Source organism: Burkholderia sp. AU45388, from assembly GCF_030481585.1.
GTDB lineage: Bacteria > Pseudomonadota > Gammaproteobacteria > Burkholderiales > Burkholderiaceae > Burkholderia > Burkholderia sola.
The window spans coordinates 501603-524704 of the sequence record NZ_JAUJPV010000001.1 but is presented as its reverse complement, the minus strand read 5'-3'; the positions used below and the strand labels follow the sequence as shown (position 1 = coordinate 524704).

Annotated in this window: 23 protein-coding genes and 4 pseudogenes; 12 read left to right on the top strand and 15 right to left on the bottom strand. The window is 68.1% G+C overall.

The genetic code is table 11. From position 1 onward, the window contains the following. Positions 1–289: 289 nt before the first annotated feature. The 5 genes from QZM72_RS02350 (at position 290) to QZM72_RS02330 (ending at position 3818) form a co-directional block, all read left to right on the top strand. On the top strand, positions 290–1528 hold the full coding sequence (locus QZM72_RS02350; protein WP_301737039.1) for an SfnB family sulfur acquisition oxidoreductase: 1239 nt from the start codon (positions 290–292) through the stop codon (positions 1526–1528). Between the two features lie 247 nt (positions 1529–1775). Beyond that, a complete protein-coding gene (locus QZM72_RS02345; protein WP_301737038.1) occupies positions 1776–2240 on the top strand; it encodes a hypothetical protein in 465 nt (154 codons plus the stop codon). Positions 2241–2373: 133 nt separating this feature from the next. Continuing rightward, positions 2374–2847, top strand: a complete 474-nt coding sequence (locus QZM72_RS02340; protein WP_089471421.1) for a universal stress protein — start codon at positions 2374–2376, stop codon at positions 2845–2847. An 81-nt stretch (positions 2848–2928) separates the two neighbouring features. Next, positions 2929–3204, top strand: a complete 276-nt coding sequence (locus QZM72_RS02335; RefSeq protein WP_089471420.1) for a DUF1488 domain-containing protein — start codon at positions 2929–2931, stop codon at positions 3202–3204. Positions 3205–3383: 179 nt separating this feature from the next. After that, entirely contained in the window at positions 3384–3818 is a 435-nt protein-coding gene (locus QZM72_RS02330; RefSeq protein ID WP_301737037.1) for an Hsp20/alpha crystallin family protein, read from the top strand. 102 nt (positions 3819–3920) lie between these two features. Here the strand turns inward: QZM72_RS02330 and QZM72_RS02325 are convergent. Further along, positions 3921–4258: pseudogene (locus QZM72_RS02325) on the bottom strand (nitroreductase family protein); the annotation flags it as partial. Positions 4259–4365: 107 nt separating this feature from the next. Between QZM72_RS02325 and QZM72_RS02320 the strand changes: the two are divergent. After that, positions 4366–5016 (top strand): BON domain-containing protein, encoded by a 651-nt coding sequence (locus QZM72_RS02320; RefSeq protein WP_027809190.1) that lies wholly within the window; start codon positions 4366–4368, stop codon positions 5014–5016. A gap of 73 nt (positions 5017–5089) precedes the next feature. Here the strand turns inward: QZM72_RS02320 and QZM72_RS02315 are convergent, their stop codons facing one another. The 5 genes and pseudogenes from QZM72_RS02315 to QZM72_RS02295 all read right to left on the bottom strand — a co-directional run bounded on the left by QZM72_RS02315 (position 5090) and on the right by QZM72_RS02295 (position 9722). Beyond that, the gene (locus QZM72_RS02315) at positions 5090–6823 is read right to left on the bottom strand and encodes a SulP family inorganic anion transporter (RefSeq protein ID WP_301737230.1); all 1734 of its coding nucleotides are present in this window, start codon (positions 6821–6823) and stop codon (positions 5090–5092) included. Between the two features lie 141 nt (positions 6824–6964). Continuing rightward, positions 6965–7189: a hypothetical protein gene (locus QZM72_RS02310; RefSeq protein ID WP_069619996.1), complete on the bottom strand. Its 225-nt coding sequence runs from the start codon at positions 7187–7189 to the stop codon at positions 6965–6967. A gap of 138 nt (positions 7190–7327) precedes the next feature. After that, positions 7328–8155, bottom strand: a pseudogene (locus QZM72_RS02305) (TIGR00730 family Rossman fold protein); the annotation flags it as partial. A gap of 152 nt (positions 8156–8307) precedes the next feature. After that, positions 8308–8649, bottom strand: a complete 342-nt coding sequence (locus QZM72_RS02300; protein ID WP_301737036.1) for a c-type cytochrome — start codon at positions 8647–8649, stop codon at positions 8308–8310. 71 nt (positions 8650–8720) lie between these two features. Beyond that, on the bottom strand, positions 8721–9722 hold the full coding sequence (locus tag QZM72_RS02295) for a nitroreductase family protein (protein WP_301737035.1): 1002 nt from the start codon (positions 9720–9722) through the stop codon (positions 8721–8723). A gap of 172 nt (positions 9723–9894) precedes the next feature. Between QZM72_RS02295 and QZM72_RS02290 the strand changes: the two genes are divergently transcribed. Beyond that, positions 9895–10884, top strand: a complete 990-nt coding sequence (locus QZM72_RS02290) for a zinc-dependent alcohol dehydrogenase family protein (RefSeq protein WP_301737229.1) — start codon at positions 9895–9897, stop codon at positions 10882–10884. 25 nt (positions 10885–10909) lie between these two features. Here QZM72_RS02290 and fnr read toward each other — a convergent pair whose 3' ends face one another. Together fnr and QZM72_RS02280 are read right to left on the bottom strand one after the other, a co-directional pair. Continuing rightward, a complete protein-coding gene (fnr, locus tag QZM72_RS02285) occupies positions 10910–11683 on the bottom strand; it encodes a fumarate/nitrate reduction transcriptional regulator Fnr (RefSeq protein WP_301737034.1) in 774 nt (257 codons plus the stop codon). A gap of 303 nt (positions 11684–11986) precedes the next feature. Beyond that, a complete protein-coding gene (locus QZM72_RS02280; RefSeq protein WP_089471721.1) occupies positions 11987–12634 on the bottom strand; it encodes a response regulator transcription factor in 648 nt (215 codons plus the stop codon). A 200-nt stretch (positions 12635–12834) separates the two neighbouring features. Here QZM72_RS02280 and QZM72_RS02275 point away from each other — a divergent pair. Beyond that, positions 12835–13134: pseudogene (locus tag QZM72_RS02275) on the top strand (universal stress protein); the annotation flags it as partial. Between the two features lie 42 nt (positions 13135–13176). Here QZM72_RS02275 and QZM72_RS02270 read toward each other — a convergent pair. The 4 genes and pseudogenes from QZM72_RS02270 to QZM72_RS02255 all read right to left on the bottom strand — a co-directional run bounded on the left by QZM72_RS02270 (position 13177) and on the right by QZM72_RS02255 (position 15673). Further along, on the bottom strand, positions 13177–14010 hold the full coding sequence (locus tag QZM72_RS02270; protein ID WP_301737033.1) for a universal stress protein: 834 nt from the start codon (positions 14008–14010) through the stop codon (positions 13177–13179). After that, complete coding sequence (locus QZM72_RS02265; protein ID WP_089471410.1) at positions 14007–14510, bottom strand: universal stress protein; 504 nt, start codon at positions 14508–14510, stop codon at positions 14007–14009. Before QZM72_RS02265 ends, QZM72_RS02270 begins: the two co-directional genes overlap by 4 nt. Before the next feature lie 69 nt (positions 14511–14579). Further along, a pseudogene (locus QZM72_RS02260) lies at positions 14580–14795 on the bottom strand (acetate kinase); the annotation flags it as partial. Positions 14796–14833: 38 nt separating this feature from the next. Then, positions 14834–15673 (bottom strand): universal stress protein, encoded by an 840-nt coding sequence (locus QZM72_RS02255; RefSeq protein ID WP_301737228.1) that lies wholly within the window; start codon positions 15671–15673, stop codon positions 14834–14836. A gap of 188 nt (positions 15674–15861) precedes the next feature. Here QZM72_RS02255 and QZM72_RS02250 point away from each other — a divergent pair, with 188 nt between their 5' ends. From QZM72_RS02250 to QZM72_RS02235, 4 genes are read left to right on the top strand one after another with little or no spacing between them, the layout of a single operon-like run. Continuing rightward, on the top strand, positions 15862–16398 hold the full coding sequence (locus tag QZM72_RS02250) for a hypothetical protein (RefSeq protein ID WP_301737032.1): 537 nt from the start codon (positions 15862–15864) through the stop codon (positions 16396–16398). Further along, positions 16388–17134, top strand: a complete 747-nt coding sequence (locus QZM72_RS02245) for a beta-ketoacyl-ACP reductase (protein WP_089471407.1) — start codon at positions 16388–16390, stop codon at positions 17132–17134. The genes QZM72_RS02250 and QZM72_RS02245 overlap by 11 nt, the downstream gene beginning before the upstream one ends. Then, positions 17131–18951 carry an alpha/beta hydrolase gene (locus tag QZM72_RS02240; protein WP_301737031.1) on the top strand — a complete coding sequence of 607 codons (1821 nt, stop codon included), beginning with the start codon at positions 17131–17133 and terminating at the stop codon, positions 18949–18951. Before QZM72_RS02245 ends, QZM72_RS02240 begins: the two co-directional genes overlap by 4 nt. 14 nt (positions 18952–18965) lie before the next feature. Continuing rightward, the gene (locus QZM72_RS02235) at positions 18966–20006 is read left to right on the top strand and encodes a zinc-dependent alcohol dehydrogenase family protein (protein ID WP_301737030.1); all 1041 of its coding nucleotides are present in this window, start codon (positions 18966–18968) and stop codon (positions 20004–20006) included. Between the two features lie 102 nt (positions 20007–20108). Here the strand turns inward: QZM72_RS02235 and QZM72_RS02230 are convergent, their stop codons facing one another. The 3 genes from QZM72_RS02230 to QZM72_RS02220 form a co-directional block, all read right to left on the bottom strand. Next, positions 20109–21491, bottom strand: coding sequence for an MBL fold metallo-hydrolase RNA specificity domain-containing protein (locus QZM72_RS02230; protein WP_301737029.1), 1383 nt, complete (start codon positions 21489–21491; stop codon positions 20109–20111). A gap of 129 nt (positions 21492–21620) precedes the next feature. Beyond that, a complete protein-coding gene (locus QZM72_RS02225; protein WP_301737028.1) occupies positions 21621–21806 on the bottom strand; it encodes a DUF2964 family protein in 186 nt (61 codons plus the stop codon). 170 nt (positions 21807–21976) lie between these two features. Next, positions 21977–23101: an ABC transporter permease gene (locus QZM72_RS02220; RefSeq protein WP_301737027.1), complete on the bottom strand. Its 1125-nt coding sequence runs from the start codon at positions 23099–23101 to the stop codon at positions 21977–21979. Position 23102 lies beyond the last annotated feature (1 nt).

The following is a 23102-nucleotide window of genomic DNA, read 5'->3' as shown; positions in this document are numbered from 1 at the left end:
GGATTTCCTCGAAGGGCGTGGCCGTGTGCGCCGGGAGCCCAGTATAGGAAGCGCGACGCGGGCGTTCCAATAACGGATTCTCGGATCGTTATCGTCGCTGCGTATTACGGCAACCGCGCGGGACGCATCGACGCTCTCGCATCCGTTGCGGCGCTAAAACATCGATTCACCGGTATCAGGCGCGACGTCGTTTGTTCTCCAAAGGAATATCGTTTCGAGAATCGCTCGGTTTTCCGGCCCGCGCGGCGCTGCTAGATTGAATGCTTTCGTCATTCGACAGGAGAACCCGATGTCAGACACGAGCGCGACGATTCAGGAGCGGCCCACCGATGCACCACGGCAGGTGGCTCGCGTGATTGCGGACGATGCGCAAGCGATCGCGGCGGCGCATGCACTGGCGCAACGCGTCGCGCAAGGGGCCGCCGAACGCGATCGCGAACGCCGGCTGCCGCGCGAAGAGATCGAATGGTTCTCGCAGTCGGGGCTGTGGGCGATCACGGTGCCGAAGGCATACGGCGGCGCGGGCGTGTCGCACGTGACGCTTACCGAGGTGATCAAGATCGTCGCCGCGGCCGATGCGTCGCTCGGGCAGCTTCCGCAGAATCATTTCGGGTTGGTCGACGTGATCGCGCTGGTCGGCACCGACGCGCAGAAGCGGCATTTCTTCGCCGAAGTGCTGAGCGGCAAGCGGTTCGGCAACGGATTCTCGGAGAAGGGCACGAAGCACGTGCTCGACCTGAAGACGCGCGTGCGCCGCGACGGCGACGACTATGTCGTCGACGGCACGAAGTTCTATTCGACCGGCGCGCTGTTCGCGCATTACGTGCCGGTGCTCGGGCTCGACGACGCGCGGCAGGCGTGGCTTGCGTACGTGCCGCAACCGACGCCGGGCCTGAGCGTGATCGACGACTGGTCGGGATTCGGGCAGCGCACGACCGCGAGCGGCACGGTCGTGCTCGACGCGGTGCGCATCCCCGCGTCGCACGTGCTGCCCGCGCAGCGCGTGTCGGACGTGCCGACGCTCAACGGCCCGCTGTCTCAGATCATCCAGGCGGCGATCGACGCGGGCATCGCGAAGGCGGCCGTCGACGATACGCTCGCGTTCGTGCGGACCCGCACGCGGCCGTGGGTCGACAGCGGCGTCGAGCGGGCGGTGGACGATCCGCTGACGATTCGCGAAATCGGCCGGCTGCACATCCAGCTGCATGCGGCCGATGCGTTGCTCGAACGCGCGGCGCGCACGCTCGACGAGATCGCGGCAAAAGGCGACGTGACCGAAGACGATGTCGCGCGGGCGTCCGTCGCGGTCGGCGAAGCGAAAGTGCTGACGACCGAGATCGCGCTGCTCGCGGGCGAGAAGCTGTTCGAGCTGGCCGGCACGCAGTCGACGCTCGCCGAGCACAATCTCGACCGGCATTGGCGCAACGCGCGCACGCATACGCTGCACGACCCGGTGCGCTGGAAATATCACCTCGTCGGCAACTACTACCTGAACGGCGCGCGCCCGGCGCGGCATGCGTGGAATTGAATCGTCAGCGGCAAACGAGGCGGGCGCCGAGGATCGGGGACGCGCCCATGCTACGGGCGGCGCCGTGCCGATCGAATCAACGAATCGTCGAAAGCAGGGTCTCGTGGCGACGCACGCGATGTGCGACGCATGACGGCGCTTGACGCAGGTCAACCTCATTCGCGCTGCCGGCAATACAGTGGACTCCGGCGCTCGCACGACGCGGCGCCCGATGGCGCGCGAGTCGCCGCGCGATGAGGCAGGGGCAATGAAACATCCGACGTGGGCGATCGGCGCCGCGCTCGCGCTGGGCGCTTGCGCCGGTATGAGCCAGGAAGCGGCGTTCCGGTCGACCGAAACGCAATTGCGGGCGGCACGGGAAGCTGCAGCGCTGCACTGTTCGACGGCGCCTGAATGCGACCGTGCATGGCAGCTCGCACGGCGCTACGTCGACGCGCGTTCGTCGACCCGTGTCACGCGATTCAGTGCGGACCGGATCGAGACCGCGCAACCCCATTTCGCCGGCGAAGTTTATCTATGGGCGTCGCGCACGGCATCGGACGACGGCGGCGCGGTGATTCGGCTCAAGGCGATGTGCAAGGGCATGTACGGCACCGATGGCGGCCCCGGCTGGCAATACGATGCATGCGCGTCGAAGATCCTTGAAATCGAGCGCGGTTTCGCGACGTACGAGCGCCCGACGGGCGCGCCGACGCCGCCGGTCGACCCTTGATAATGGAGCGCCTTCTGCGTCGGCTCATATCGCTTCGAACCGTTGACGTCGGTCAACGCCGGTTTCCGGCGAGCGTTGATGATGAAACAACGCCGAACGCCACCGGCGCGTCCAGTCATCCAGCGAGGTCGATATGTACACGAACATCATGGTCGCCGTCGACGGCAGTCCTTCGTCGAATCTGGCGCTTCAAGAGGGCTTGAAGGTTGCCCGGTCCTGCGGCGCGCGCCTGTTCGCCGTTTTCGTCGTCGACCAATCGCTTCTGATCACGTACGCCGGACGAATGAGCCCGGATGGCCTGCTCGACGAGGTCCGGCGCGATGGCGCGGCGGTGCTGCGAAGCGCGGAACGGGCCATCTCGCATGCGGCCGTCAACGGCGATACCGAAATCGTCGAGACCGAACCCGGCCAGGATATCGCCGAACGGCTGCAACGCTATGTCGTCGAACGGTCGATCGATCTCGCCGTGGTCGGTACGCACGGGCGGCGCGGCGTCCGTCGACTGGTCCTCGGCAGCGTAGCCGAACGGTTTCTGCGCGGATCGAGTTGCCCGGTCCTGCTCGTACGCGGCGACGATGCCGCGCCTGCTGCCGTCGCGGCAGCCTAGCGTCGCCGTGCCCGATAACGGGTCGGCTCGCCCGGGTCGAGTCGGGCGACGATCGGCACGCAACCTGCCCAGGGGATCGTCATGCAGATAACTTTTCCTTCCGAACCGCCGACGTATTGCGGTCTGGACCCGGCGCTGGCCTTTCCGGCCGTGGTCGAAGGCCGCCGCGTGCGCTGCGTGATCACCGCGGAAGCGCTGGAAGATCACTTCCGGGCGGCATCGCCGCGCGAACAGGATCTCGTCGACGCATTCGCGCATCATCGCCCCGCGATCGAACGCGCGGCGCGCTGCCTGCTCGAGGAAATGGACGGCAGGCCGATCCTGCTTCACAGCGGATTTTTCCGGTTCTGTACGTGATCGCCGCGGGTCATTGACGCGTATCAAGCGCGCGACGGTGCGAGCGGATACGCTGATTTCAGAGGGATCCTTCGTCCGTTGCGCGGCTCGCGATGCCGCGCCAGTCCGATCCGCATCACGGCGCCGCGCTGGCCGGACGAAAGCGCTGCTGCATGTCAACCGTACGAGGAGTGCGAACCATGACCCACCTCACGCGTTACGATCCGTTTTCGATCGAACCCGTCTCCGACCTGTTTCAGGGACTGTTCAGGCCGCTGCGCGGCGTGGCGACGACGGACGACCCCGGTCTTGCGTCGATGAAGATCGACGTGTCGGAAAACGACAACGCCTACAAGGTCCATGCGGAGTTGCCGGGCGTCGCGAAGGAGGATATCGATGTCCAGGTGACGGGCCGAACCGTCACGATCAATGCGAAGGTCGAGCGCAGCAACGAGCAGAAGGATGGCGAGCGCGTGATCCGGCGCGAGCGCTACAGCGGCGCGATCGGCCGGTCGTTCTCGTTGTCCGACGAGATCGACGACGCGAACGCGACGGCGGCGTATCAGGACGGCGTGCTGTCGCTGACGCTGCCGAAGAAGGCGCCGGTCGGGCAGAAGAAGCTGACGATCAGTTGATCGGGAGGCAGACGCCGGGCGATGCGGGGCACGCGTCGCTCGAAGGGGGCGACGGCGCACGGAGCCATCCGCGTGCCGTTTCTTTCAATCGGCCACGTGCGCTCACGCCGCCGCTACCGTCCCGCGGGCACGGTATCCGACGGTCTGCGCGAGGATCGGCAGCCGTCCTCGTTCAGCCGCAACGCGTCGGCGAGCACGCGATGATTGATCCAGCCGCGCACGACCGTGCCGAGGCCGGCTGCCGTCCAGTAGAGCGAAACGTTCTGCGCGATGGCGCCCGCCGCGATGGCCGGGAACACGCAGCGTTGCGGCGGCGGCATGTCGAGGATCGAGGCGGTCCGCACCACGTAGACGAGATCGAGTGGCGCGCGGCCCACGACGTCCTGGTACCCCGTCAGGTTGCGTGCATCGGCTGCGTGTTTCGGCACGAGCCGCGGAGCCCGGCGCTGGGCATCGGTTGACCTGCATCAGCACCGCCGGGCCGCGCGTGTGCAAATCTGGTCGTATACGGCGGACAGGCGCGCCGAGGCTCACGGGAGTGCAGACGATGAAAACCGACAAGCAGTTGAAACAGGACGTTCAGGACGAGCTGGAATCCGACCCGGCAATCGACGCGACACGGATCGGTGTCGAGGTGTCCGACCGGATCGTGACGCTTTCGGGTCACCCGCCGAGCTATGCGGAGAAACTCGCGATCGAGCGTGCGGCGAACCGCGTGGCCGGTGTCAAGGCGCTCGTCGTCGACATGACCGTGCATCTGCCGAACGACGACGTCCGCACCGACGAGGACATCGCGAATGCCGTGCGCTCGGTGCTGCACTGGACGGTCGGGCTGCATGACGACGCGGTCAAGGTGCAGGTCGAGCACGGCTGGATCACGCTGTCCGGCCGGGTCGAATGGGCATACCAGAGCCATCTGGCCGTGCGCGCGATCTCGCAGATGCGCAGCGTGACCGGCGTGACCGACCACATCGTCGTGCAGGGTGCGGTCGGCTCGGCCGACATCGGCGGCAACATCAAGCGTGCGATCATGCGCCACGCGGAGCGCGAGGCGAAGCACATCGCGATCGAGGTGCGCGACGGCACCGTCCGGTTGTCCGGCAAGGTCGGCTCGTTCTCCGAACGCAAGGCCGTGCGCGGCGCCGCGTGGTCCGCGCGTGGCGTGCGCGCCGTCGTCGACGACCTGGTCGTCGAGTAAGGCCGGCGGGCTGACGCTGGCCGCGCCGCCCGGCCCGACGCGATACGCGTGACGGCCGCCCATCTTCAAGCGTCTAGCCGCCCGTCTTGTTCCGCGCGGGCGGCGATGACGCGGAACGTGTGCCGTGTTTGCCCGCGCCCGCGTGATCGCCTTTCTGCTGGACGTGATGCGCAACGGCATCGGTCACGGTCGGAAAGAAGCTGGCCGCGCCGAACACGTCGAACAATCCGTAGGCGCGCAGGCGATCCTTCACCGGCCCCTTCATTTCCGCGAAGTTCAACGCGATGCGTTGTTCGCGGAGTTCTTCGCACAGCGCGACGAGCCGGTCCGCCGCGCTGACGTCGATATCGGTGACGGGCTCCGCGGCGACGACGATACGCGCGACCGGGCATGCCGAGCGCGCGATTGCCGCGTGCAGATGCTCGCAGAAGATCTCGACGTTGGCATAGAAGAGCGGGGCGTCCCAGCGGAACAGCACGAGGCCCGGGGTTTGCACGGCGTCCGGATGTCGCGTGATGTCGTGATAGCCGCGCACGCCTGACAGCCGGCCAAGCACGGCATCGTACGGGTGCCAGGCCCGCCACACGAACGACAGCAGCGACAGCGCGCTGGCGAGCAGGATGCCGGGGACGACACCCAGGCCGATCACGCCGGCAAAGCACAGGATCGAAATCAGGCATTCGCCGCGGCGCATCCGGTACAGCCGGACGACACTGCGGACGTCGGCGATGCCGAACGCCGCGTAGATCACGACCGCGGCCAGCGCTGCGCGCGGGACGAGCGTCAGCAGCGTGGGCGCGGCAATGAGCAGTATCGCGATGCATGCGGCCGCGACGAGATTGGTGACCTGGCTTTGCGCGCCGGCGGCGATCGCCACCGGCGTACGGGACGCGCTGCTGCTGACCGCGCAACCCTGCGTCACCCCCGCCAGCAGATTCGCCGCGCCCAATGCGATCAGTTCCTGGTTACGGTCCGGCGTGTCGCCAGCACGCACGGAAAGCGCACGCGACAGCATGCTGATGTCGGCGAACGACACCAGCGCCACGGCGATCGCACCGGACGCGAGCGCGCTCAGGTCGGCGAGCGAGACGGCCGGAAGGTGCGGGGCGGGCGCACCGGCCGGCAATGCGCCGACCGCCGCGATGCCGTCCGGCTGCAGCACGCGCGTGGCCAGCGTCGCCGCGAGCACGGCGATCAATACGCCGGGCCAGCGAGGTATCACACGCTTCATCAAGAAAATGGTCGCCAGAACACCGACACCGAGCAGGCAGGCAGCGGGTGAAAACCGGCGCTCGACGAGGGCATGCACGATGTGCGGGACGCTGGCGAACACGTCGCCGCCCGATGCCGTCATGCCGAACAGCTCGGGCAGGCGACCGATGGCGAGCGTGATGGCAATGCCGTTCAGATACCCGTACTGGATCGGGCGCGACAGCAAGTCGGTGACGAAACCGAGGCCGAGCGTACCGAGCAGGATGCAGATCGTACCGGCCGCCAGCGCCAGTGCGCCGGAGAGCGCGACGGCGCGCTGCGGATCATGGTCGGCGAGCGGCGCGATGGCGCCGGCGATCAGCGCGGCCAAGGCCGAATCGGGGCCCAGGACGAGAATCCGGCTCGGGCCGAGTACCGCATAGGCGAGCAATGCCGCGATCGACGCATACAGCCCGGTGACGGCCGGCAGGCCGGCCGCCTGCGCGTAGCTCATGCCGACCGGAACCAGCACGGCGGAAAGCGCGATGCCCGCATAGAGATCGCGCGATAACCAGGCACGCCGGTAGTTCGCGAGCAACGCCGCACCCGGGAACATGCGTGCGATGCGTCCGGAGCGGGGCAGGTTCATCGCCGCTTCATCCGGCGGATATCCGGGCAAAACGGGCGGACCGATCCGTGAGCGGCGGGTTCATCGGCATTGGGTCGGCGCGCGGCACGGCTTCCACCGCGCCCGGTGTCATGCAGCCTTGAGCGCCGAACGTTGCAGCGCCTGCGCGAAGCGGGCGAGCGTGGCGATCGATCCCGTCACGCTTTCGTACCGTTCCCGCCCGATCTGGCCGTCGAGGATCACGAGCATGCCGGCGTCGCGGGCGAGGGTGACCAAGGCCAGCGTGTCGAGCGCCGCTGCATCGGACCGACCGGACGGATTGCCCGAATCGGCAGGCTGGGTAGCGTGTGACATGACGTCTCTCCTGAGGGCTCGCGATCGGTATGCCGGGAGCCGTTGTCCGTGATTTCAGTATCGTTGGCGGGCATGCGCGATTCAATCGGCGTGTCCCGAAGTTGTAGTAGGAATCGAGCGGAGGCCGTCGGCGGATTCCTACACGGCGGACGGCTTCGGCGAAGGGCTTCGTCGGGCCGCCCGCCCGGCGCGGCACCGTGCATACCAGGAGCCGATCGCGTGCCAGATATCGGCGGCGGATTCGCAGTAGGTGAACAGTTCGAGGTCGCGGCGGTCGATCATCCCTTCGTCCGCGAGAAACGCCAGATCGACGGCGCGCCGCCAGTACGCTTCGCCGACCAGGACAACCGGCAGCGGCGCGATCTTGCGCGTCTGCAGCAGCGTCAGGACCTCGAACAGTTCGTCGAACGTGCCGTATCCGCCGGGGAAAAACACGGCTGCCTTGGCGCGCTCGAGCAGATGAAGCTTGCGAATCGCGAAGTAGTGGAACCGGAAGCACAGATCCGGCGTGATGTACGGATTCGGCGCCTGTTCGCGCGGCAGCTCGATATTGAAGCCGATGCTCGGGGCGCCGCGCTCGTAGGCGCCGCGATTGGCGGCCTCCATGATGCCGGGGCCACCGCCCGTGACGATCGCGAGGCGCGCCGTACGCGTGCGCCGGTCGGCATGACCGACGATACGGCCGAATTCGCGTGCGACGCGGTAGTACGCGCTGTGCTCGAGGAGACGGCTGGCGACCGCGACGGCACGACGCCGGGCCGGGTCACGCGGGCGCAGCGCGAGCAGGCGGTTCGCTTCGGCGAGCCGTGCATTCGCGACGGCGGGCGCGACGATGCGCGTGCTGCCGTAGATCACGACGGCGTGGCCGATGCGCTCGTGTTGCAGGCGCGCTTCGGCTTTCCAGTAGTCGAGTTGCAGCCGGATACCGCGCATGGTCGCGCGTTGCAGCAACGACGTGTCCGCGTCGCCGGGCGTGCAGCCCGGATGGCTGGCTGGATGCCGCCCTCGACGAGACGGCCGCGGGATGTCGTCGAGGCTGGCGGGCGAGATGGGCCGGGTGCGTACCCGCTTGCCGCGCACCATGCCGGCAGGAGCGCGTTTGACTATCGTGGGCACGGTCACTGGCTCAACACCCATTGGACGAGCTGATGCGCGTCGTCGGCAGACAGCGGCCCGCCGCGATCGATGGCGGACGGCATCGGCGTGTCGCCCCAATGCGCGGGGCCGCCGACGCGCAATTTGCGCTCCAGTTCGGCGGCCGCGTGAGGATCGCCGCGGTAGCGCGCGGCGATGTCGTGGAACGACGGCCCGAGGAACGTCATGTCGGGCGTGTGGCAGAACATGCAGTGTTGCGCGTTGACGAGCTCGGTCGGCTCGGGCACGGTGGTTTGCGCGGCTGCCGTTCCGGCCATGGCGGCGATCAGGAAGAAAGAGAAAGCGGAGCAGCGCGTGATGTTCATGTTTTCCTCGTCCGGAGCCGAATGCGCGCGGCGCGTCGCCGGTTGCGCTCGGAGATCACTCAGGAGATCACTCAGGAGATCACTTCGCCGAGCGGGCGACGGGGCGAATGCGGTGTGTGCGGGCCGCGGCCCACCCGCAACAGCAACTGCGGCTCGCCGCGTAGCCCGAGCGTGCGGCCCAGGTCGGCACGCAGCGCGGCCGTCTCGATCGGCTGGTTCAGGTACGACGCCGTATAGCCCGCGCGCGCCGCGACGAGCAGGATCCGCTCGAGCGCCTGGCCCGCGGCCAGCCACGCTTCGCGATCGTCGCGCACGGTCGACAGGCAGACGATCAAAGGCGACGCGCCGACGAGCTGGTGATGGAGCGCGGCCAGCCCGTTGCCGAGATCGAACGTCCGCACCGCCATCGTCACGACGGGCGCCGCGAAGTCCAGCAGCGTCGGCACGCCGGCCGCGAATGCCGGCATGCCGTCGACGCGCCGACGCGGATCGATCCAGCTCGCCAGTTCGCGCCGGAAGCGCGGATCTGCGAACTGCTGCCGGTCGGCCTGCGCAACCAGTTCGGCGACCCGTGCGCGACGCGCGGTCGAGTCGATGCACGCGACCTCGGCGCCTTCCGCGACGCCGGCCGCGATCAACTCGCGCTGAATTTCGTCGGGCAGCGCGGTGGATTCGAACGGCGCGCGCGTCGTGACGCGCGCCTGGATCGCGTCGAACAGCCCGCCGAGAGACGGATCGGAATAGCCGTCGTCGCAGACCCGGACCAGCGCAAGGAGATCGGGGTCGACCTCGGACGGAAACGTGCTGATCGTGTGGGCGAGGCCGGCGTGATCGAGCGCGACGCGCAGATTGAGCAATGCCGCGCCGCAACTGATGATCAGTTCGCGGTCGAACGGATCGACCACGGGCAACGCGCGGACCCGGTCCGCGCAGACGGCGATCGTGGCGCCGTTGACGATGAACCGCCACGGCTGGGAATTGTGGCTGGACGGGGCCAGCACCGCGTACGCCAACAGCGACTTCAATTGATCGTCGACATGGGCGCTTGCGGCAAGCGGGGGAACGGACATCATTCGATCATCTCCTGGCACGCCGCGTGGGCGGCGTCATGCCATCTCATCGTGTCAGCAACCGTCCGGCAGCCGTTGACCCACGTCAAGCGCCCGTCACCGGGCCATGCACGCGCGATGCGCCGGGATTAGTCTTGGACAGCGAAGCACGAAGACGATGGAGTGGGAGGCGAGCATGCTTGCGATGATGTTTGACGGCACGACACCGCATTTGCGCGAGGCGCGCGTGCCGGATCCGCTGCCGGCGCCGGGCCAGTTGTTGATCGACGTGCATGCATGCGGTGTCTGTCGAACCGATCTGCACGTCGTCGACGGCGAACTCGCGCACCCGAAGCTGCCGCTGGTGCCGGGGCACGAAATCGTCGGAACGGTGCGCGTGCTCGGCGACGGCGTGACGGGGTTCTCCGTCGGCGACCGCGTGGGTGTTCCATGGCTCGGTTCGACATGCGGGCATTGCGCGTATTGCACGTCGGGCCGCGAGAACCTGTGCGACAGCCCGGGTTTCACGGGCTATACGATCGACGGCGGCTATGCCGAGTGCGCGGTCGCCGACCACCGGTATTGCGTGCACCTGCCGCGGCGCTATTCCGATCTGGAAGCCGCGCCGCTGCTGTGCGCGGGCCTGATCGGCTATCGGACCTTGCGCATGGCCGGCGATGCGCGTCGCATCGGCATCTACGGCTTCGGCGCGGCCGCCCATCTCGTCGCGCAGGTCGCGCGTTTCGAGGGGCGCAAGGTGTTCGCGCTGACGAAGCCCGGCGATACCGCGGCACAGCAGCTCGCGCTGTCACTCGGCGCCGCGTGGGCCGGCGGCAGCGACGAAACGCCGCCGGAGACACTCGACGCCGCGCTCATTTTTGCGCCGGCGGGTGCGCTGGTGCCGGCCGCGCTGCGCGCCGTCGGCAAAGGCGGGATCGTCGTATGCGGCGGCATTCACATGAGTGATATCCCGAGCTTTCCGTACGCGTGGCTGTGGGGCGAGCGCCGGATCGCGTCGGTCGCCAACCTGACGCGTGCGGATGCGGCGGAATTCATGCGGATCGCCGCCGCGACGCCGCTGCGGGTCGAAGCCGTGCGCTACGCGCTGACCGATGCGAATCGCGCGCTGGACGATCTGCGCATGGGGCGCATGTCCGGCGCTGCCGTGCTCGCCATGCGCGGCTGATCCCGCCCGGTCCCCCGCGATCCGCTCAGATGCGCCCGAGGCCTTCCGGATCCACGATGCGGATCTGCTTGCCTTGCGCGGCGACGAGCCCGTTGCGCTGGAACTTCGACAGCATGCGGCTGACCGTTTCGAGCTTCATCCCGAGATATTCGCCGATCTCGTCGCGCGTCATCCGCAGCACGAATTCGGCGGCCGAGTAGCCGCGCGCCTTGAAGCGGGTGGACAGGTTCAGCAGGAAGGCGGCCACGCGCTGCTCGGCGGTCATCGTGCCGAGCAGCACCATCAGCGCGGATTCGCGCACGATTTCGCCGCTCATCATCTGATACACGTGATGCTGCATCGGCCGCACTTCGCGGCACATCTGCTCGAGCTGGCCGAACGGGATGATGCAGACCGTGCTGTCCTCGAGCGCGATCGCATCGCCGTTGTGCCGCCCGGTGTGCACGCCGTCGAGCCCGAGCGATTCGCCGACGATCTGGAAGCCGGTGATCTGCTCGTTGCCGTCGCGATGCATCATCACGGTCTTGAACGACCCGGTCCTGACCGCATAGATGCTGTGGAACGTGTCGTCCGCGCGAAACAGCGTTTCACCGCGTTTGACGTGGCGCGTCGTGCAGATCATCGCGTCGACCCGGGCGAATTCGTCGGCCGTCATTTCCCGCGGCATGCAGACGGTGCGCAGCGTGCAGGACGAGCAGCGGGACGACGTGCGCTTCGGCTGGTCCGCCCGCGCGACGGGATGCAGCGGAATGAACGGGTGCAACGGCACCGTCGTCGGAATGTCGGCATGGCTCTGCATGATCTGCTCCGGTTGGGGCGGCCGCGGGTCGCGTCGTCGCGGTTGCGCTGGCCGTCGTACGGGCGGACGGGGAGGCCGCCGCCTGGTTCGTCGAATCGGCGCCGCACCGGATCGGCGGGCCGGCGATGCCGTCGCGATACGAGGGCAAGGCCGGGCAGCTCCGGAAGGCACGCCGGTGTGTTGTTGTTGATCGGAGTATGGACAGCCGGACGCTTGATTGAAATCAGCGGAAATTGAAGATGCGGTAGGTGATAGCGAAGGTTTGTAGGACGATTCCTACAACGGTGTGGCGGGTTGTCGCGGTCAGAGTTCGTCCGGGTCGTCGAACAGCTTGTGGCGCATCGCGTATCGGACGAGCGCCGTATCGTTGGCCATCTGCATCTTCTCGAGGATCCGCGTCTTGTAGGTGCTCACGGTCTTGACGCTGACGCACAGCGCCCGCGCGATCTCGGAAATGGACTCGCCGGTCGTCACGCGCCGGAACACGTCGAATTCGCGGTCGGACAGCCGTTGATGCGGCAACAGGTCGGTCGGCTCGTTGAGGCTTTGCGCGAATTGCTCCGCCATCGCAAGGCTGACGTACACGCCGCCGCCGGAAATTTTCGTCAGCGCGGCCACGAGCTCCGCGCTCGCGCTTTCCTTGGTCATGTAGCCCGATGCGCCGGCGCGGAACGCGCGCACCGCATATTGCTGCTCGGCGTGCATCGTCAACACGAGGATGTGCAGGGCCGGTTTCTCGTCCTTGATCTGCTTGATGAGTTCGATGCCGTTGCGGCCGGGCATCGACAGGTCGAGCACCAGCACTTCGGCCTCGGTGCCGCGCGTCAGCGCGATCGTCGACGCGCTGTCGCTTGCTTCTCCCGCCACGACGAAATCGTTCGCGTTCTGCAGGATGTGGCGCAGGCCGTCCCGGACGAGGGTGTGATCGTCAGCGATGAGTACCCTGATCATGGCGTGCGTCCTTTGCCGGCTCGCGCGGGGCAGGCGCGCGTCGGCGTTCGTCGATCCGATTCCGAACGGAACGTGGCGATCGTCCGATTCCGAACGGCGGGCAGGATGGCTGCCGTCGATAACCGGATGTTGGCTCTTCAAAGGGTCGCATCAAAAGCATGTCCGATGCGCCGAGATTGTGCGCGTTTTGCCGGTATTCGCCAATTGGGACCGATGCGGACAAGGCCGCGATCGCGGTGGCGGATGCCGCGACCGCGTTCCGCCTGTGCGGCGTCCGCGGCACCGCGCATGCGATCGACGCGTGCGGGGAGGACGTGTCGTCGGTGCTCGCGCGAGCGGCCGCCGAATGCGACGCGGACTTGATCGTGATGGGGACGCATGGCCGTCGCGGCATGCGCCGCGCGGTGCTCGGCAGCGTCGCCGAGTCGCTGGCGCGCACCGCCGAACGGCCGGTGCTCGCCGTGCGGGAGGGGCCGGGCGCGGCTGCGGCCGTGTCGTGACGCAAGCGGGCAGCCGCGACCGGCTGCCCGAACCCCGCCGGTTCAGTGAGACAACAGCACCGGCACCGTCATCGTCTCGAGGATCGTGCGGGTCGCCCCGCCCAGCACGCGCTCGTGGGCGCGGGTATGGCTGTACAGGCCCATGACGAGCAGGTCCGCATGCACGTCGGTCACGCGGTTCAGCAGCGTCCCGCCCACGCCGACCGATCGCTCGCGCGGCGTCGTCGAGAACGACGCGCGAACGCCATGTCGTTCGAGATACGCGGCGACGTCGACGCCGGCCGGCGTCTGGTCCGGATCGGGTTGCCCGCGCACGACCGTCTCGACGTTGACGAAGCGTGCGCGGGCGAGCAGCGGCAGCGCGTCGGCCATCGCGCGCGCGGCCTCGCGCCCGCCGTCCCAGCCGATCAGCACGTTCTCGCCGAACGTGCGTACGTCACCGGCATACGGCACGACGATCGCCGGACGGCCGCTGCCGATCACGACATCCTCGACGAAATGGCGCGCCACGTAGGTCATGCGATCGTCGGGATCCTCCTGGCCGAGCACCAGCAGGTCGGCGTGACGGGCGTGCAGGATCGCGGCATCGATCGCATTGCCGGCCGGCGCTTGCCATTCGACGCTGCGTCCGGCGCGCTCGGCGGCCGTCAGGAAGCGTTCTTCCGCCTCCTTGCAGCGCTGCTCGCACAGGCGCTCGTAGACGGCGAGCTTGAGTGGTTCGTCGGGCCGGCGCAGCGGTTCGAGGAGATCCTGGCAGACCACGTAGAGGCCGATCAAATGCGCGTTCCAGCGCCCCGCGAGCTGGAGCGCGAGGTCGACGCGCGTCGCGCAGCGATCGCTGTCGTCGAGATGAACGAGCAGGGTCTTGTAGCTCATGACGGCTCCTTTTCGGTGGAAGCGGCCGTGACGTCGGCGGATGCCTTCGCCGCGCAGCTCGCCGGAATCATCAGGACCGGGCATCTGGCCAGGCGCAGCACGCGTTCGGCCACGCTGCCGAGGAACACGCGCCGAAAGCCGCGCCGGCCGTGCGTGCCCATCACGATCAGATCGGCGTCGATCTCGCTCGCGAGACCGACGATCCGGTGCGGGACGTCTTCGCCTGCCGGCGCGACGTTGGAAATCCGCGGCGTGCCGGCTACGTCGCGCGCCTTCATGCGCCGCGCGGCGTCCTCGGTCACGCGCAATCCTTCTTCACGGAACGAATCGACCAGGATCGACGGATCGTATCCGTACATGTCGTAGGCCGGCACCAGGAAATCGACGACGTAGACGGGTGTCAGCCGCGCACCCGTTTCCGCCGCGAGACTCAGCGCGGCGTCGAGTGCACGCGACGACGTGTCGCTGCCGTCGAGTGCAACCAGAATGTTCGAGTACATGGCAGTTCCCTTGAACGGATGTGGATGAAGCCATCATCGGCGCGTGCACGCCGATGGCGCTGATCTGGATCAAGCGTCCCGATTGCCGCGCGGCACGCCCGTCGCCGCGCGCGCGTCGCTCGACGCTTCGTTGGTCGGCGCGACGACCACCGTCACCGCGCTCGACGCGAACGACACGACGTGTGCGTCGTCCGCATTCGCGCGCGCGTCGCTCTCGCTGCCGAGCCAGCCGAGCGATGCGCGGATCCGCCCGCGCAACACGGCCGAGTGCTCGCCGACGCCGGCGTTGACGACGAACAACGCGAACGTGCGCATCGGGCGGCTCAGTGCGACATCAGCACCGGCAGCGTCATCGACGCGAGCACCGTGCGCGTGGCGCCGCCCATCAACAGTTCACGCCAGCGCGGATGGCCGTACGCGCCCATGACCAGCAGGTCGGAACCCGTTTCATACGCGCGCGACAAGAGCGTGTCGCCGACCGACGCGCCGGCGCCGGCATCGATGTCGAGCACGTTCACGTCGCGCGCATGGCGCGCCAGCATCAACGCGGCATCGGCGGCGGGAATCCGCGCGGCCGCGGCTTCCGACTTGCCGTCGACCACGGCGACGACGGTCGTGCGCTTCGCGTGTTCGAGAAACGGCAGCGCGTCGTGCGCGGCGCGGGCCGCTTCGCGGCTGCCGTCCCATGCGACGAAAACCCGTTCGCCGATCGACGGGAATTCTCCGGTGTACGGCCAGAACAGCACCGGGCGACCGGCGGTCAACACGAGATTTTCCGGAAACTGGTCGTCGATATAGGTTTCGGGATCGTTCGGGTCGCTCTGGCCGGCGATCACCAGATCGGCGAGACGAGCGGCGCGCGGTACGGCCACGTTCGCACGCTCGTCGGCGCGAATCCAGGTTGCCGGCACTTTGGCGCGCGCCGCTTCGGCATGGAACAGGCGCTCCAGCGCGGCGAGCCGCTCGTCGCGCTGTTCGCGGTGCGCGCGGAAATAGTCGGCGGAGCCGGCCATCACGTAGAACGAATGCGGCTCGGGGGTGTAGACCGCGAACAGCCCGGTGAGATGCGCACCGAAGCGCCGGGCGAGACGCAACGCGAACTCGAGACGCGAATGCGCGCGGGTGCTCGTATCGAGGTGCACGACCATGCTCTTGTAGCTCATCGGAATCGCTCCATCGACGGGTGATCCGCCAGTGCAATCCAGTCTACGAAGCAGGGTTTCCACGCGGTTGACTCAGATCAACGGCAGCCGTGCGCGATACCCGCACAGTGAAGTGGTCGCGACGCCGAGGCCGGGCAGGCGGCGCGACGCGGATGCGCACCCATTGATCCGATCGAAAGGGGAAGCCGATGAGTAGCGATGCTTTGACGACACCGAACGACGCTTGGCGCGCGGGCTGCGATCTCGCGTTGCGCATGGTCGCGCTGAACCGCGACTGGCAATACGAATGGCATGTGCTGGAAGGGCGGCGCATCGAGCGCGACCGCACCGCGGTGCGGCGCCTGCAGCAGGCGCTGGCGGAAACGAACGAGTGGACGGCCTTCGCCGAGGCCGGCCGGCAGGTGACGAGCGACTACGCGATCGCGAGCGTCGAGATCTGGCAGGACGCCGCGGAGCTGTGCATGCGTGCGCAATTCGAGCGCGCCAGTGCGTGGCGTACCTGGTTGCGCGAATACGGCTCGGGCGCGCTGTCGCGCTATCAGACCGACTGGTTGCCTGACCTCGAGCGACTCGCGGTGGTCAACGAAGCCAGCATGCCGTGGGCCGACTGGATGGCCGCGCTGGAGCGCGGGATCGAGGCGGCGGGCGGCGCGACGAACGGGGCGCTCGCCGCGGGCCGCCTGAACGGCATCGCAGGCGCACGGGAGAGCGATCATGTGCGCTAGGCGCGTCGCGTTCGTCACCGGCGGGATGGGCGGGCTCGGCGCCGCGATCAGCCGTCGCCTGCACGAAGCGGGCATGACGGTGGCGGTGTCGTACACGGAGCGCAACGACCACGTCGCGACGTGGCTCGCGCGCGAACGCGACGCCGGCCGCACGTTTCACGCGTTCGAAGTGGACGTGGCCGACTACGACTCGTGCCAGCACTGCGCGGCACGCGTGCTGGCCGAATTCGGGCGCGTCGACGTGCTCGTCAACAACGCCGGCATCACGCACGACGCCACCTTCGTGAAGATGACGAAGAGCATGTGGGACGCGGTGCTGCGCACCAATCTCGACAGCATGTTCAACATGACGAAGCCGTTCGTGCCGGGCATGATCGACGCGGGTTTCGGGCGGATCGTGAACATCGGCTCGGTCAACGGGTCGAGAGGCGCGTACGGACAAGCCAACTACGCGGCCGCGAAGGCCGGCATCCACGGCTTCACGAAAACGCTGGCGCTCGAACTCGCGCGGCATGGCGTGACGGTCAACACGGTGTCGCCCGGCTATCTGGCCACCGCGATGCTCGAGTCGGTGCCGAAGGAGGTGCTCGACACGAAGATCCTGCCACAGATTCCGGCCGGGCGGCTGGGCGACCCCGACGAAATCGCCGCGTTCGTCGCGCTCCTGTGCTCCGATGCCGGTGCGTTCGCAACCGGCGCGGAATTCGACGTCAACGGCGGAATGTACTTGCGATGAACGCGTCCGTGCTGCGCGCGCCTCGCGCGCCGGCATCGCCGCCGACGCCGGCCGACGACGGGCACGCGCCGGCGGCGACGCGATGCGCGCCTGCCCGGATGAGCGCGGCCGAACAGTGGAACCGTGCCGCGCACGCGAATGTGGCCGCGCTGACGTTCGGGCTGTCGCCGGTATCGCTGGCGCTGGCCATGCTCGACTGGGGCGCGCATCTGGCGGTGGCGCCGGGTAAAGGCTTCGAACTCGCGACCCGGGCGTGGCTGGGCGCCGTGGCGCCGGCGGCGAGCGGACGCGACGGCGAGGCCGACGAGGCGGAGTCGAGCGGCCTGGCCGTGCACGCGGGCGACGCCGATCCGCGCTTCGCCGCGCCCGCATGGGGCGGCTGGCCGTTTTGCGTGTACCGCGACGGTTTCCTGTCGATCCAGCGTTGGTGGCGCGACGCGACACGCGGCGTGCCGGGCGTCGAACGCCATCATGAGGAACTGGTCGGGTTCGCCGCGCGCCAGTGGCTCGATGCCTGTTCGCCGGGCAATTTCCTGGCGACCAATCCGGTCGTGCTCGACGCGACGATGCGCAGCGGCGGCGCGAACCTCGTGACCGGCTTTCGGCACTGGCGGGAAGACGCGAACGCGTTCGTCGAGCGCGCGAGCGGCACGCCGGCCCACGATGCGCGCGCGTATCTGCCCGGTCGCGACGTGGCGATCACGCCGGGTCGCGTCGTCTGGCGCAACGCGCTGTGCGAGCTGCTGCAATACACGCCGACGACGGCCCGCGTGGCGCACGAGCCGATCCTGATCGTGCCGTCGTGGATCATGAAGTACTACATCCTCGATCTGCAGCCGCACAATTCGCTGATCCGCTTCCTGGTCGACGCGGGCTATACGGTGTTCGCCGTGTCGTGGCGCAACCCGGGCGCGGAATCGCGCGACCTAGGGCTCGACGACTATCTGCGCGACGGCTGCATCGCGGCGCTCGACGCCGCGCGGTCGATCGGCGGCGAAGCGGTCCACGCGGTCGGCTATTGTCTGGGCGGCACGCTGCTGGCGATCGCCGCGGCGGCGCTGGCGCGCGACGGGCAGCAGCACGACGCGCTGCGCTCGATCACGTTGCTGGCGGCCCAGACCGATTTCAGCGAACCCGGCGAACTCGGCCTGTTCATCGATGCGAGCGAACTGTCCGCGCTCGACGCGCTGATGTGGCGGCAGGGCTACCTGGACGGTGCGCAGATGTCCGCCGCGTTCGAACTGCTGAACGCACGCGACCTGATCTGGTCGCGGATGATGAGCGAATACCTGCTCGGCACGCGCACGAAGGCCAACGACCTGATGTCGTGGAATGCGGACACCACGCGCATGCCGTATCGCATGCATTCGGAATACCTGACGCGGCTCTTTCTCGACAACGATCTCGCGGCCGGCCGGTATTGCGTCGACGGGCGGCCGGTCGCGCTGTCGGATATCGACGTGCCGACGTTCGTCGTCGGCACCGAGCGCGATCACGTGTCGCCGTGGCGTTCCGTCTACCAGCTCCATCTGTTCACGCACCATGCGCTGACGTTCGTGCTGACGTCGGGCGGGCACAACGCGGGCATCGTGTCCGAACCGGGCCATCCGGGGCGCCATTATCGATGCGCGACGCGCGAACCCGGCGCGGCTTACCGCAGCCCGAACGACTTCGTGGGCGACACGCCGGCGGTCGACGGATCGTGGTGGACCTGCTGGCGCGACTGGTTGCACGCGCGCTCGTCGGGCGACGCGCCGGCCCGTACGCCGCCAACTGGACTCGCGGCGGCGCCCGGCGCCTATGTACTGGAAACATGAGCGGAGAAACAGCGATGAAAGCACTCGTCTACCACGGGCCGGGGCGCAAGGCGCTCGAGGAACGGCCCAAGCCGGAACTGCAATCGCCCACCGACGCGATCGTCCGCGTGACGCGCACGACGATCTGCGGCACCGACCTGCATATCCTCAAGGGCGACGTACCGACCTGCGAACCCGGCCGCATTCTCGGCCACGAGGGCGTCGGCATCGTCGAGCAGGTCGGCGCCGCGGTCGATTCGCTGAAGCCGGGCGATCGCGTGCTCATTTCGTGCATCTCGTCGTGCGGCCGCTGCGAATACTGCCGCCGCGGACTGTATTCGCATTGCACGACGGGCGGCTGGATTCTCGGCAACCGGATCGACGGCACGCAGGCCGAGTACGTGCGTATCCCGCATGCGGCGACCAGCCTGTACCGGATTCCGGCCGGCGCCGACGAGGACGCGCTCGTGATGCTGTCCGATATCCTGCCGACCGGGTTCGAATGCGGGGTGTTGAACGGCAAGGTGCAGCCGGGGTGCTCGGTCGCGATCGTCGGCGCGGGGCCGATCGGCTTGGCCGCGTTGCTGACCGCGCAGTTCTACTCGCCCGCGCGGATCGTCATGATCGACCCGGACAGCAACCGGCTCGAGATCGCGCGGCACTTCGGCGCGACCGATTGCCTCGATGGCCGTGCCGGCGATCCGGTAGCGGAAGTGATGAGGCTGACCGACGGCATCGGTGTCGATTGCGCGATCGAGGCGGTCGGCATTCCGGCGACGTTCGAGATGTGCACGGCGCTCGTGGCGCCGGGCGGTGTCGTCGCGAACGTCGGCGTGCACGGCGCGAAGGCCGACCTGCATCTCGAGAAGCTGTGGGATCGCAACATCTCGATCACGACGCGGCTCGTCGACACGGTCAGCACGCCGATGCTGCTGAAGACCGTACGCGCCGGGCGTCTCGATCCGGCACGCCTGATCACGCACCGGTTTTCGCTCGACGACGTCGAGCGTGCGTACGACACGTTCGGCCGCGCCGCGCAAACCCATGCGCTGAAGGTGATCATCGAAGTCGCTTGATCGTCGGGTGGCCGGTGACGGGAAGCCGGGACGCTGCCGCCCGTCACGCGCGTTGGGCATGCCGGGCGGCATGACCGCCAGTCAGGACGACGGCGCGGCGGGTTACTGCGTGCCGCCGGCTTCGAGTTCGTCCAGATCGACGCACTGCGCGTAGGTCGGCACCTCGCACGGCCAATTCAGACGCTCCGAAATGCGCCGACGCATCGCATCCGCGGCGGCGGGTTCGCCATGCGTGACGAAGGTCCGCACGGGCGCGCACTGCATCGTGCCGAGCCACTTCAGCACTTCCTCGTAGTCGGCATGGGCGGAGAGCGTCGTGATCGACTCGACCTGCGCGCGCACGCGGACGTATTCGCCGTGAATCTTCAGCGTCGGCTCGTGCGCGGCGAGCGCCGCACCGCGCGTGCCGACGGCCTGGTAGCCGACCAGCGCGATCGTGTTGCGCGCATCCGGCGCATAGCGGGCCAGGTGATGCAGCACGCGGCCGCCCGTGGCCATGCCGCTGCCGGCGATGATGACCATCGGGCCATGGTGTTCGGCAATCGCCTTCGACTGCTCGACCGTCCGGATCATCGTCGCCGCGTGGCCGAGTGCGTTGGCTTCGGACACGGTCAGCCGGTGTTCGAGGATGTGGTGGCGATAGATTTCGGTCACGTCCGTCGCCATCGGGCTGTCGAGGAACACGGGCACGCGCGCCATGCGGCCGGACGCCTTCAGCCGCGCGACGTAGTGCAGGATCTCCTGCGCGCGGCCGACGGTGAAACACGGCATCACGACGACCCCGCCGCGCGCGAACGTCTTGTCGAACAGCGTGGCGAGCGCGTTCTCGGGATCCGATTCCGGATGCAGCCGGTCGCCGTAGGTCGATTCGACGACCAGGAAATCCGCATGCGCGGGCGGCCGCGGCGGCTGCATGATCGGGTCGTGATAGCGGCCGAGGTCGCCCGAGAACGCGAGCACCTTGTGATCCCAGTGCATCACCACGCTCGCCGCGCCGAGGATGTGCCCGGCCGGCAGGAAGCGGAACGCCAGGCCGTCGCCGAGCGCGGTGCATTCGTCGAAGGCGACGGGCGTCAGCAGGCGCAACGCGCGCTGCGCGTCGTCCAGCGTATAGAGCGGCTGCGCCGGATGATGCTTCGAGTAGCCGTGCCGGTTCGCGAAGTCGGCTTCTTCCTCCTGCAGCCGCGCGCTGTCGCGCAGCATGATGTCGCAGAGTTCGGCCGTGGCCGCCGTGCAGTACACCGGCCCGCGATAGCCGTCGCGTGCCAGCACCGGAAGATAGCCGGTATGGTCGATGTGCGCGTGCGTGAGCACGACCGCGTCGAGCGTGTCGGGCGCGAGCGGCAGCGGGCTCCAGTTGCGCAATCGCAGATTTTTCGTGCCCTGGAACAGGCCGCAATCGACCAGGACGCGCCGGCCGCCGTGCTCGACCAGATACTTCGAGCCGGTCACGGTTTCGGTCGCACCGAGAAATGTCAGTTTCATCGCTCGCCTTCCTGAAAGTCGAGGGGTTCAGTGCGTCGATTACATCGCGAACCCGCGCGCGGCGATTGACGGAAATCAGCGATTCCCGCATCGAGCACGATGTCGAATGCGGCGTGTCAGGCGGTTTCGCTAGCGCTCGCCCGGCGCGGGATCGAGCTGCGCGACGAACGCGACGCCGCCCGACACCAGCGTGACGATCGCGTACGGCAGCACGTGCGCGTCGACCAGCATCGCGTGCACGACGCCCAGGAGCGACGCGAGTGCGATGAACACGCCCAGCGTGGCGAGCGTGGTCCGGTACGAATGGCGAATCATGACGGTCTCCCGTGGAGCGGCTGGCGTTCGTCCGCGTTGGCGCGCAGCGGCAGTTTGCGATTTCGCAAGCCATGGCGTCATGATCGCGTACCGGCTTCCGGCGCGGTTGATCTGTATCAACGGGCGAATCCCGGCCTCGCGTGCGATGGGGCAATGAGGCCGGGGAACGATCAAGTCATCTGACCAATGGTCTTGCGGAACCGCATCAGCGACAGCAGGAACAGCATGCCCCCGATCGCGAGCAGCGCCGCGAACTGCGGCCACACCGCATCGAAGCCGGCGCCCCGGTACAGGATGCGTTGCGCGAGTTCGACGAAATGGGTGGTCGGCGCGGCCAGCATGATGTCCCGCACGGCCGCCGGCATGCTTTCGCGCGGCGTCAATCCGCCCGACAGCAGTTGCAGCGGCAGCAGCACGAGCACGAGCAACATGCCGAACTGCGGCATGCTGCGCACGAGCGTCGCGAGAAAGATCCCCATCGACGTCGTGGCGAACAGGTGCAACGCCATCCCGGCCACGAACAGCGGGATGGAGCCGGGAATCGGCACGTGCAGGGCGCCGCCCACGACGCAGGTCAGCGACGCGACGGCCGCCACCGTGACGACGAGCCCCATCGACCACACCTTCGCGAGCATGATCTCCGCCGCGGTCACCGGCATCACGAGCAGATGCTCGATCGTGCCGTGTTCGCGCTCGCGAATCAGCGCGGCGCCGGTGAGGATCATCGACAGCATCGTCACGTTGTTGATCAGTTCCATCAGCGCGCCGAACCAGACCTCGTCGAGATTCGGGTTGAAGCGCATCCGCATCGCGAGATCGACGGGGGGCAGCGGCGTGCCGCGATAGCGCCGCACGAACGCGTCGATCTCGCCCGACACGATCTGCTGGATGTAGGTGCTGCCGGTGAAGGCTTGCGTCATGCGCGTCGCATCGACGTTGAGCTGGATCGTCGCGTGACGGCCGGCCAGCACGTCGCGCTGGAAGTCCGGCGGAATGTCGAGCGAGAACGTGTAGTCGCCGTTGTCGAGGCCGCGATCGGCCGCGCCGGCGTCGACGATCGGAGGCGGCGCGAACTGGGGCGGAAAGAACGCCGCCGCGATCCGTGCCGACAGCGGCGACGCGTCTTCGTCGACGAGCGCGATCGGCACCTTGTGCAGCGTTTCGGGGCGTGCGGTCGCGGCGACGTAGATCGACGCGCTGAACGTATAGATGATCAGCGCGAGCAGGATCGGGTCGCGGGCGAGGCTCCACAGTTCCTTGATCCCGAGCCGGTAGACGGCGAGCAGGCGCGACATG

What these genes read in the sequence shown, in the direction of transcription:
- QZM72_RS02225 (WP_301737028.1), bottom strand. Translation starts at nt 21,806, where the DNA reads ATGATTCGCCATTCGTACCGGACCACGCTCGCCACGCTGGGCGTGTTC.
- QZM72_RS02340 (WP_089471421.1), top strand. Translation starts at nt 2,374, where the DNA reads ATGTACACGAACATCATGGTCGCCGTCGACGGCAGTCCTTCGTCGAAT.
- QZM72_RS02300 (WP_301737036.1), bottom strand. Translation starts at nt 8,649, where the DNA reads ATGAACATCACGCGCTGCTCCGCTTTCTCTTTCTTCCTGATCGCCGCC.
- QZM72_RS02235 (WP_301737030.1), top strand. Translation starts at nt 18,966, where the DNA reads ATGAAAGCACTCGTCTACCACGGGCCGGGGCGCAAGGCGCTCGAGGAA.
- QZM72_RS02295 (WP_301737035.1), bottom strand. Translation starts at nt 9,722, where the DNA reads ATGATGTCCGTTCCCCCGCTTGCCGCAAGCGCCCATGTCGACGATCAA.
- QZM72_RS02330 (WP_301737037.1), top strand. Translation starts at nt 3,384, where the DNA reads ATGACCCACCTCACGCGTTACGATCCGTTTTCGATCGAACCCGTCTCC.
- QZM72_RS02350 (WP_301737039.1), top strand. Translation starts at nt 290, where the DNA reads ATGTCAGACACGAGCGCGACGATTCAGGAGCGGCCCACCGATGCACCA.
- fnr (WP_301737034.1), bottom strand. Translation starts at nt 11,683, where the DNA reads ATGCAGAGCCATGCCGACATTCCGACGACGGTGCCGTTGCACCCGTTC.
- QZM72_RS02335 (WP_089471420.1), top strand. Translation starts at nt 2,929, where the DNA reads ATGCAGATAACTTTTCCTTCCGAACCGCCGACGTATTGCGGTCTGGAC.
- QZM72_RS02315 (WP_301737230.1), bottom strand. Translation starts at nt 6,823, where the DNA reads ATGTTCCCGGGTGCGGCGTTGCTCGCGAACTACCGGCGTGCCTGGTTA.
- QZM72_RS02255 (WP_301737228.1), bottom strand. Translation starts at nt 15,673, where the DNA reads ATGAGCTACAAGAGCATGGTCGTGCACCTCGATACGAGCACCCGCGCG.
- QZM72_RS02345 (WP_301737038.1), top strand. Translation starts at nt 1,776, where the DNA reads ATGAAACATCCGACGTGGGCGATCGGCGCCGCGCTCGCGCTGGGCGCT.
- QZM72_RS02245 (WP_089471407.1), top strand. Translation starts at nt 16,388, where the DNA reads ATGTGCGCTAGGCGCGTCGCGTTCGTCACCGGCGGGATGGGCGGGCTC.
- QZM72_RS02265 (WP_089471410.1), bottom strand. Translation starts at nt 14,510, where the DNA reads ATGTACTCGAACATTCTGGTTGCACTCGACGGCAGCGACACGTCGTCG.
- QZM72_RS02310 (WP_069619996.1), bottom strand. Translation starts at nt 7,189, where the DNA reads ATGTCACACGCTACCCAGCCTGCCGATTCGGGCAATCCGTCCGGTCGG.
- QZM72_RS02270 (WP_301737033.1), bottom strand. Translation starts at nt 14,010, where the DNA reads ATGAGCTACAAGACCCTGCTCGTTCATCTCGACGACAGCGATCGCTGC.
- QZM72_RS02290 (WP_301737229.1), top strand. Translation starts at nt 9,895, where the DNA reads ATGCTTGCGATGATGTTTGACGGCACGACACCGCATTTGCGCGAGGCG.
- QZM72_RS02240 (WP_301737031.1), top strand. Translation starts at nt 17,131, where the DNA reads ATGAACGCGTCCGTGCTGCGCGCGCCTCGCGCGCCGGCATCGCCGCCG.
- QZM72_RS02250 (WP_301737032.1), top strand. Translation starts at nt 15,862, where the DNA reads ATGAGTAGCGATGCTTTGACGACACCGAACGACGCTTGGCGCGCGGGC.
- QZM72_RS02230 (WP_301737029.1), bottom strand. Translation starts at nt 21,491, where the DNA reads ATGAAACTGACATTTCTCGGTGCGACCGAAACCGTGACCGGCTCGAAG.
- QZM72_RS02220 (WP_301737027.1), bottom strand. Translation starts at nt 23,101, where the DNA reads ATGTCGCGCCTGCTCGCCGTCTACCGGCTCGGGATCAAGGAACTGTGG.
- QZM72_RS02320 (WP_027809190.1), top strand. Translation starts at nt 4,366, where the DNA reads ATGAAAACCGACAAGCAGTTGAAACAGGACGTTCAGGACGAGCTGGAA.
- QZM72_RS02280 (WP_089471721.1), bottom strand. Translation starts at nt 12,634, where the DNA reads ATGATCAGGGTACTCATCGCTGACGATCACACCCTCGTCCGGGACGGC.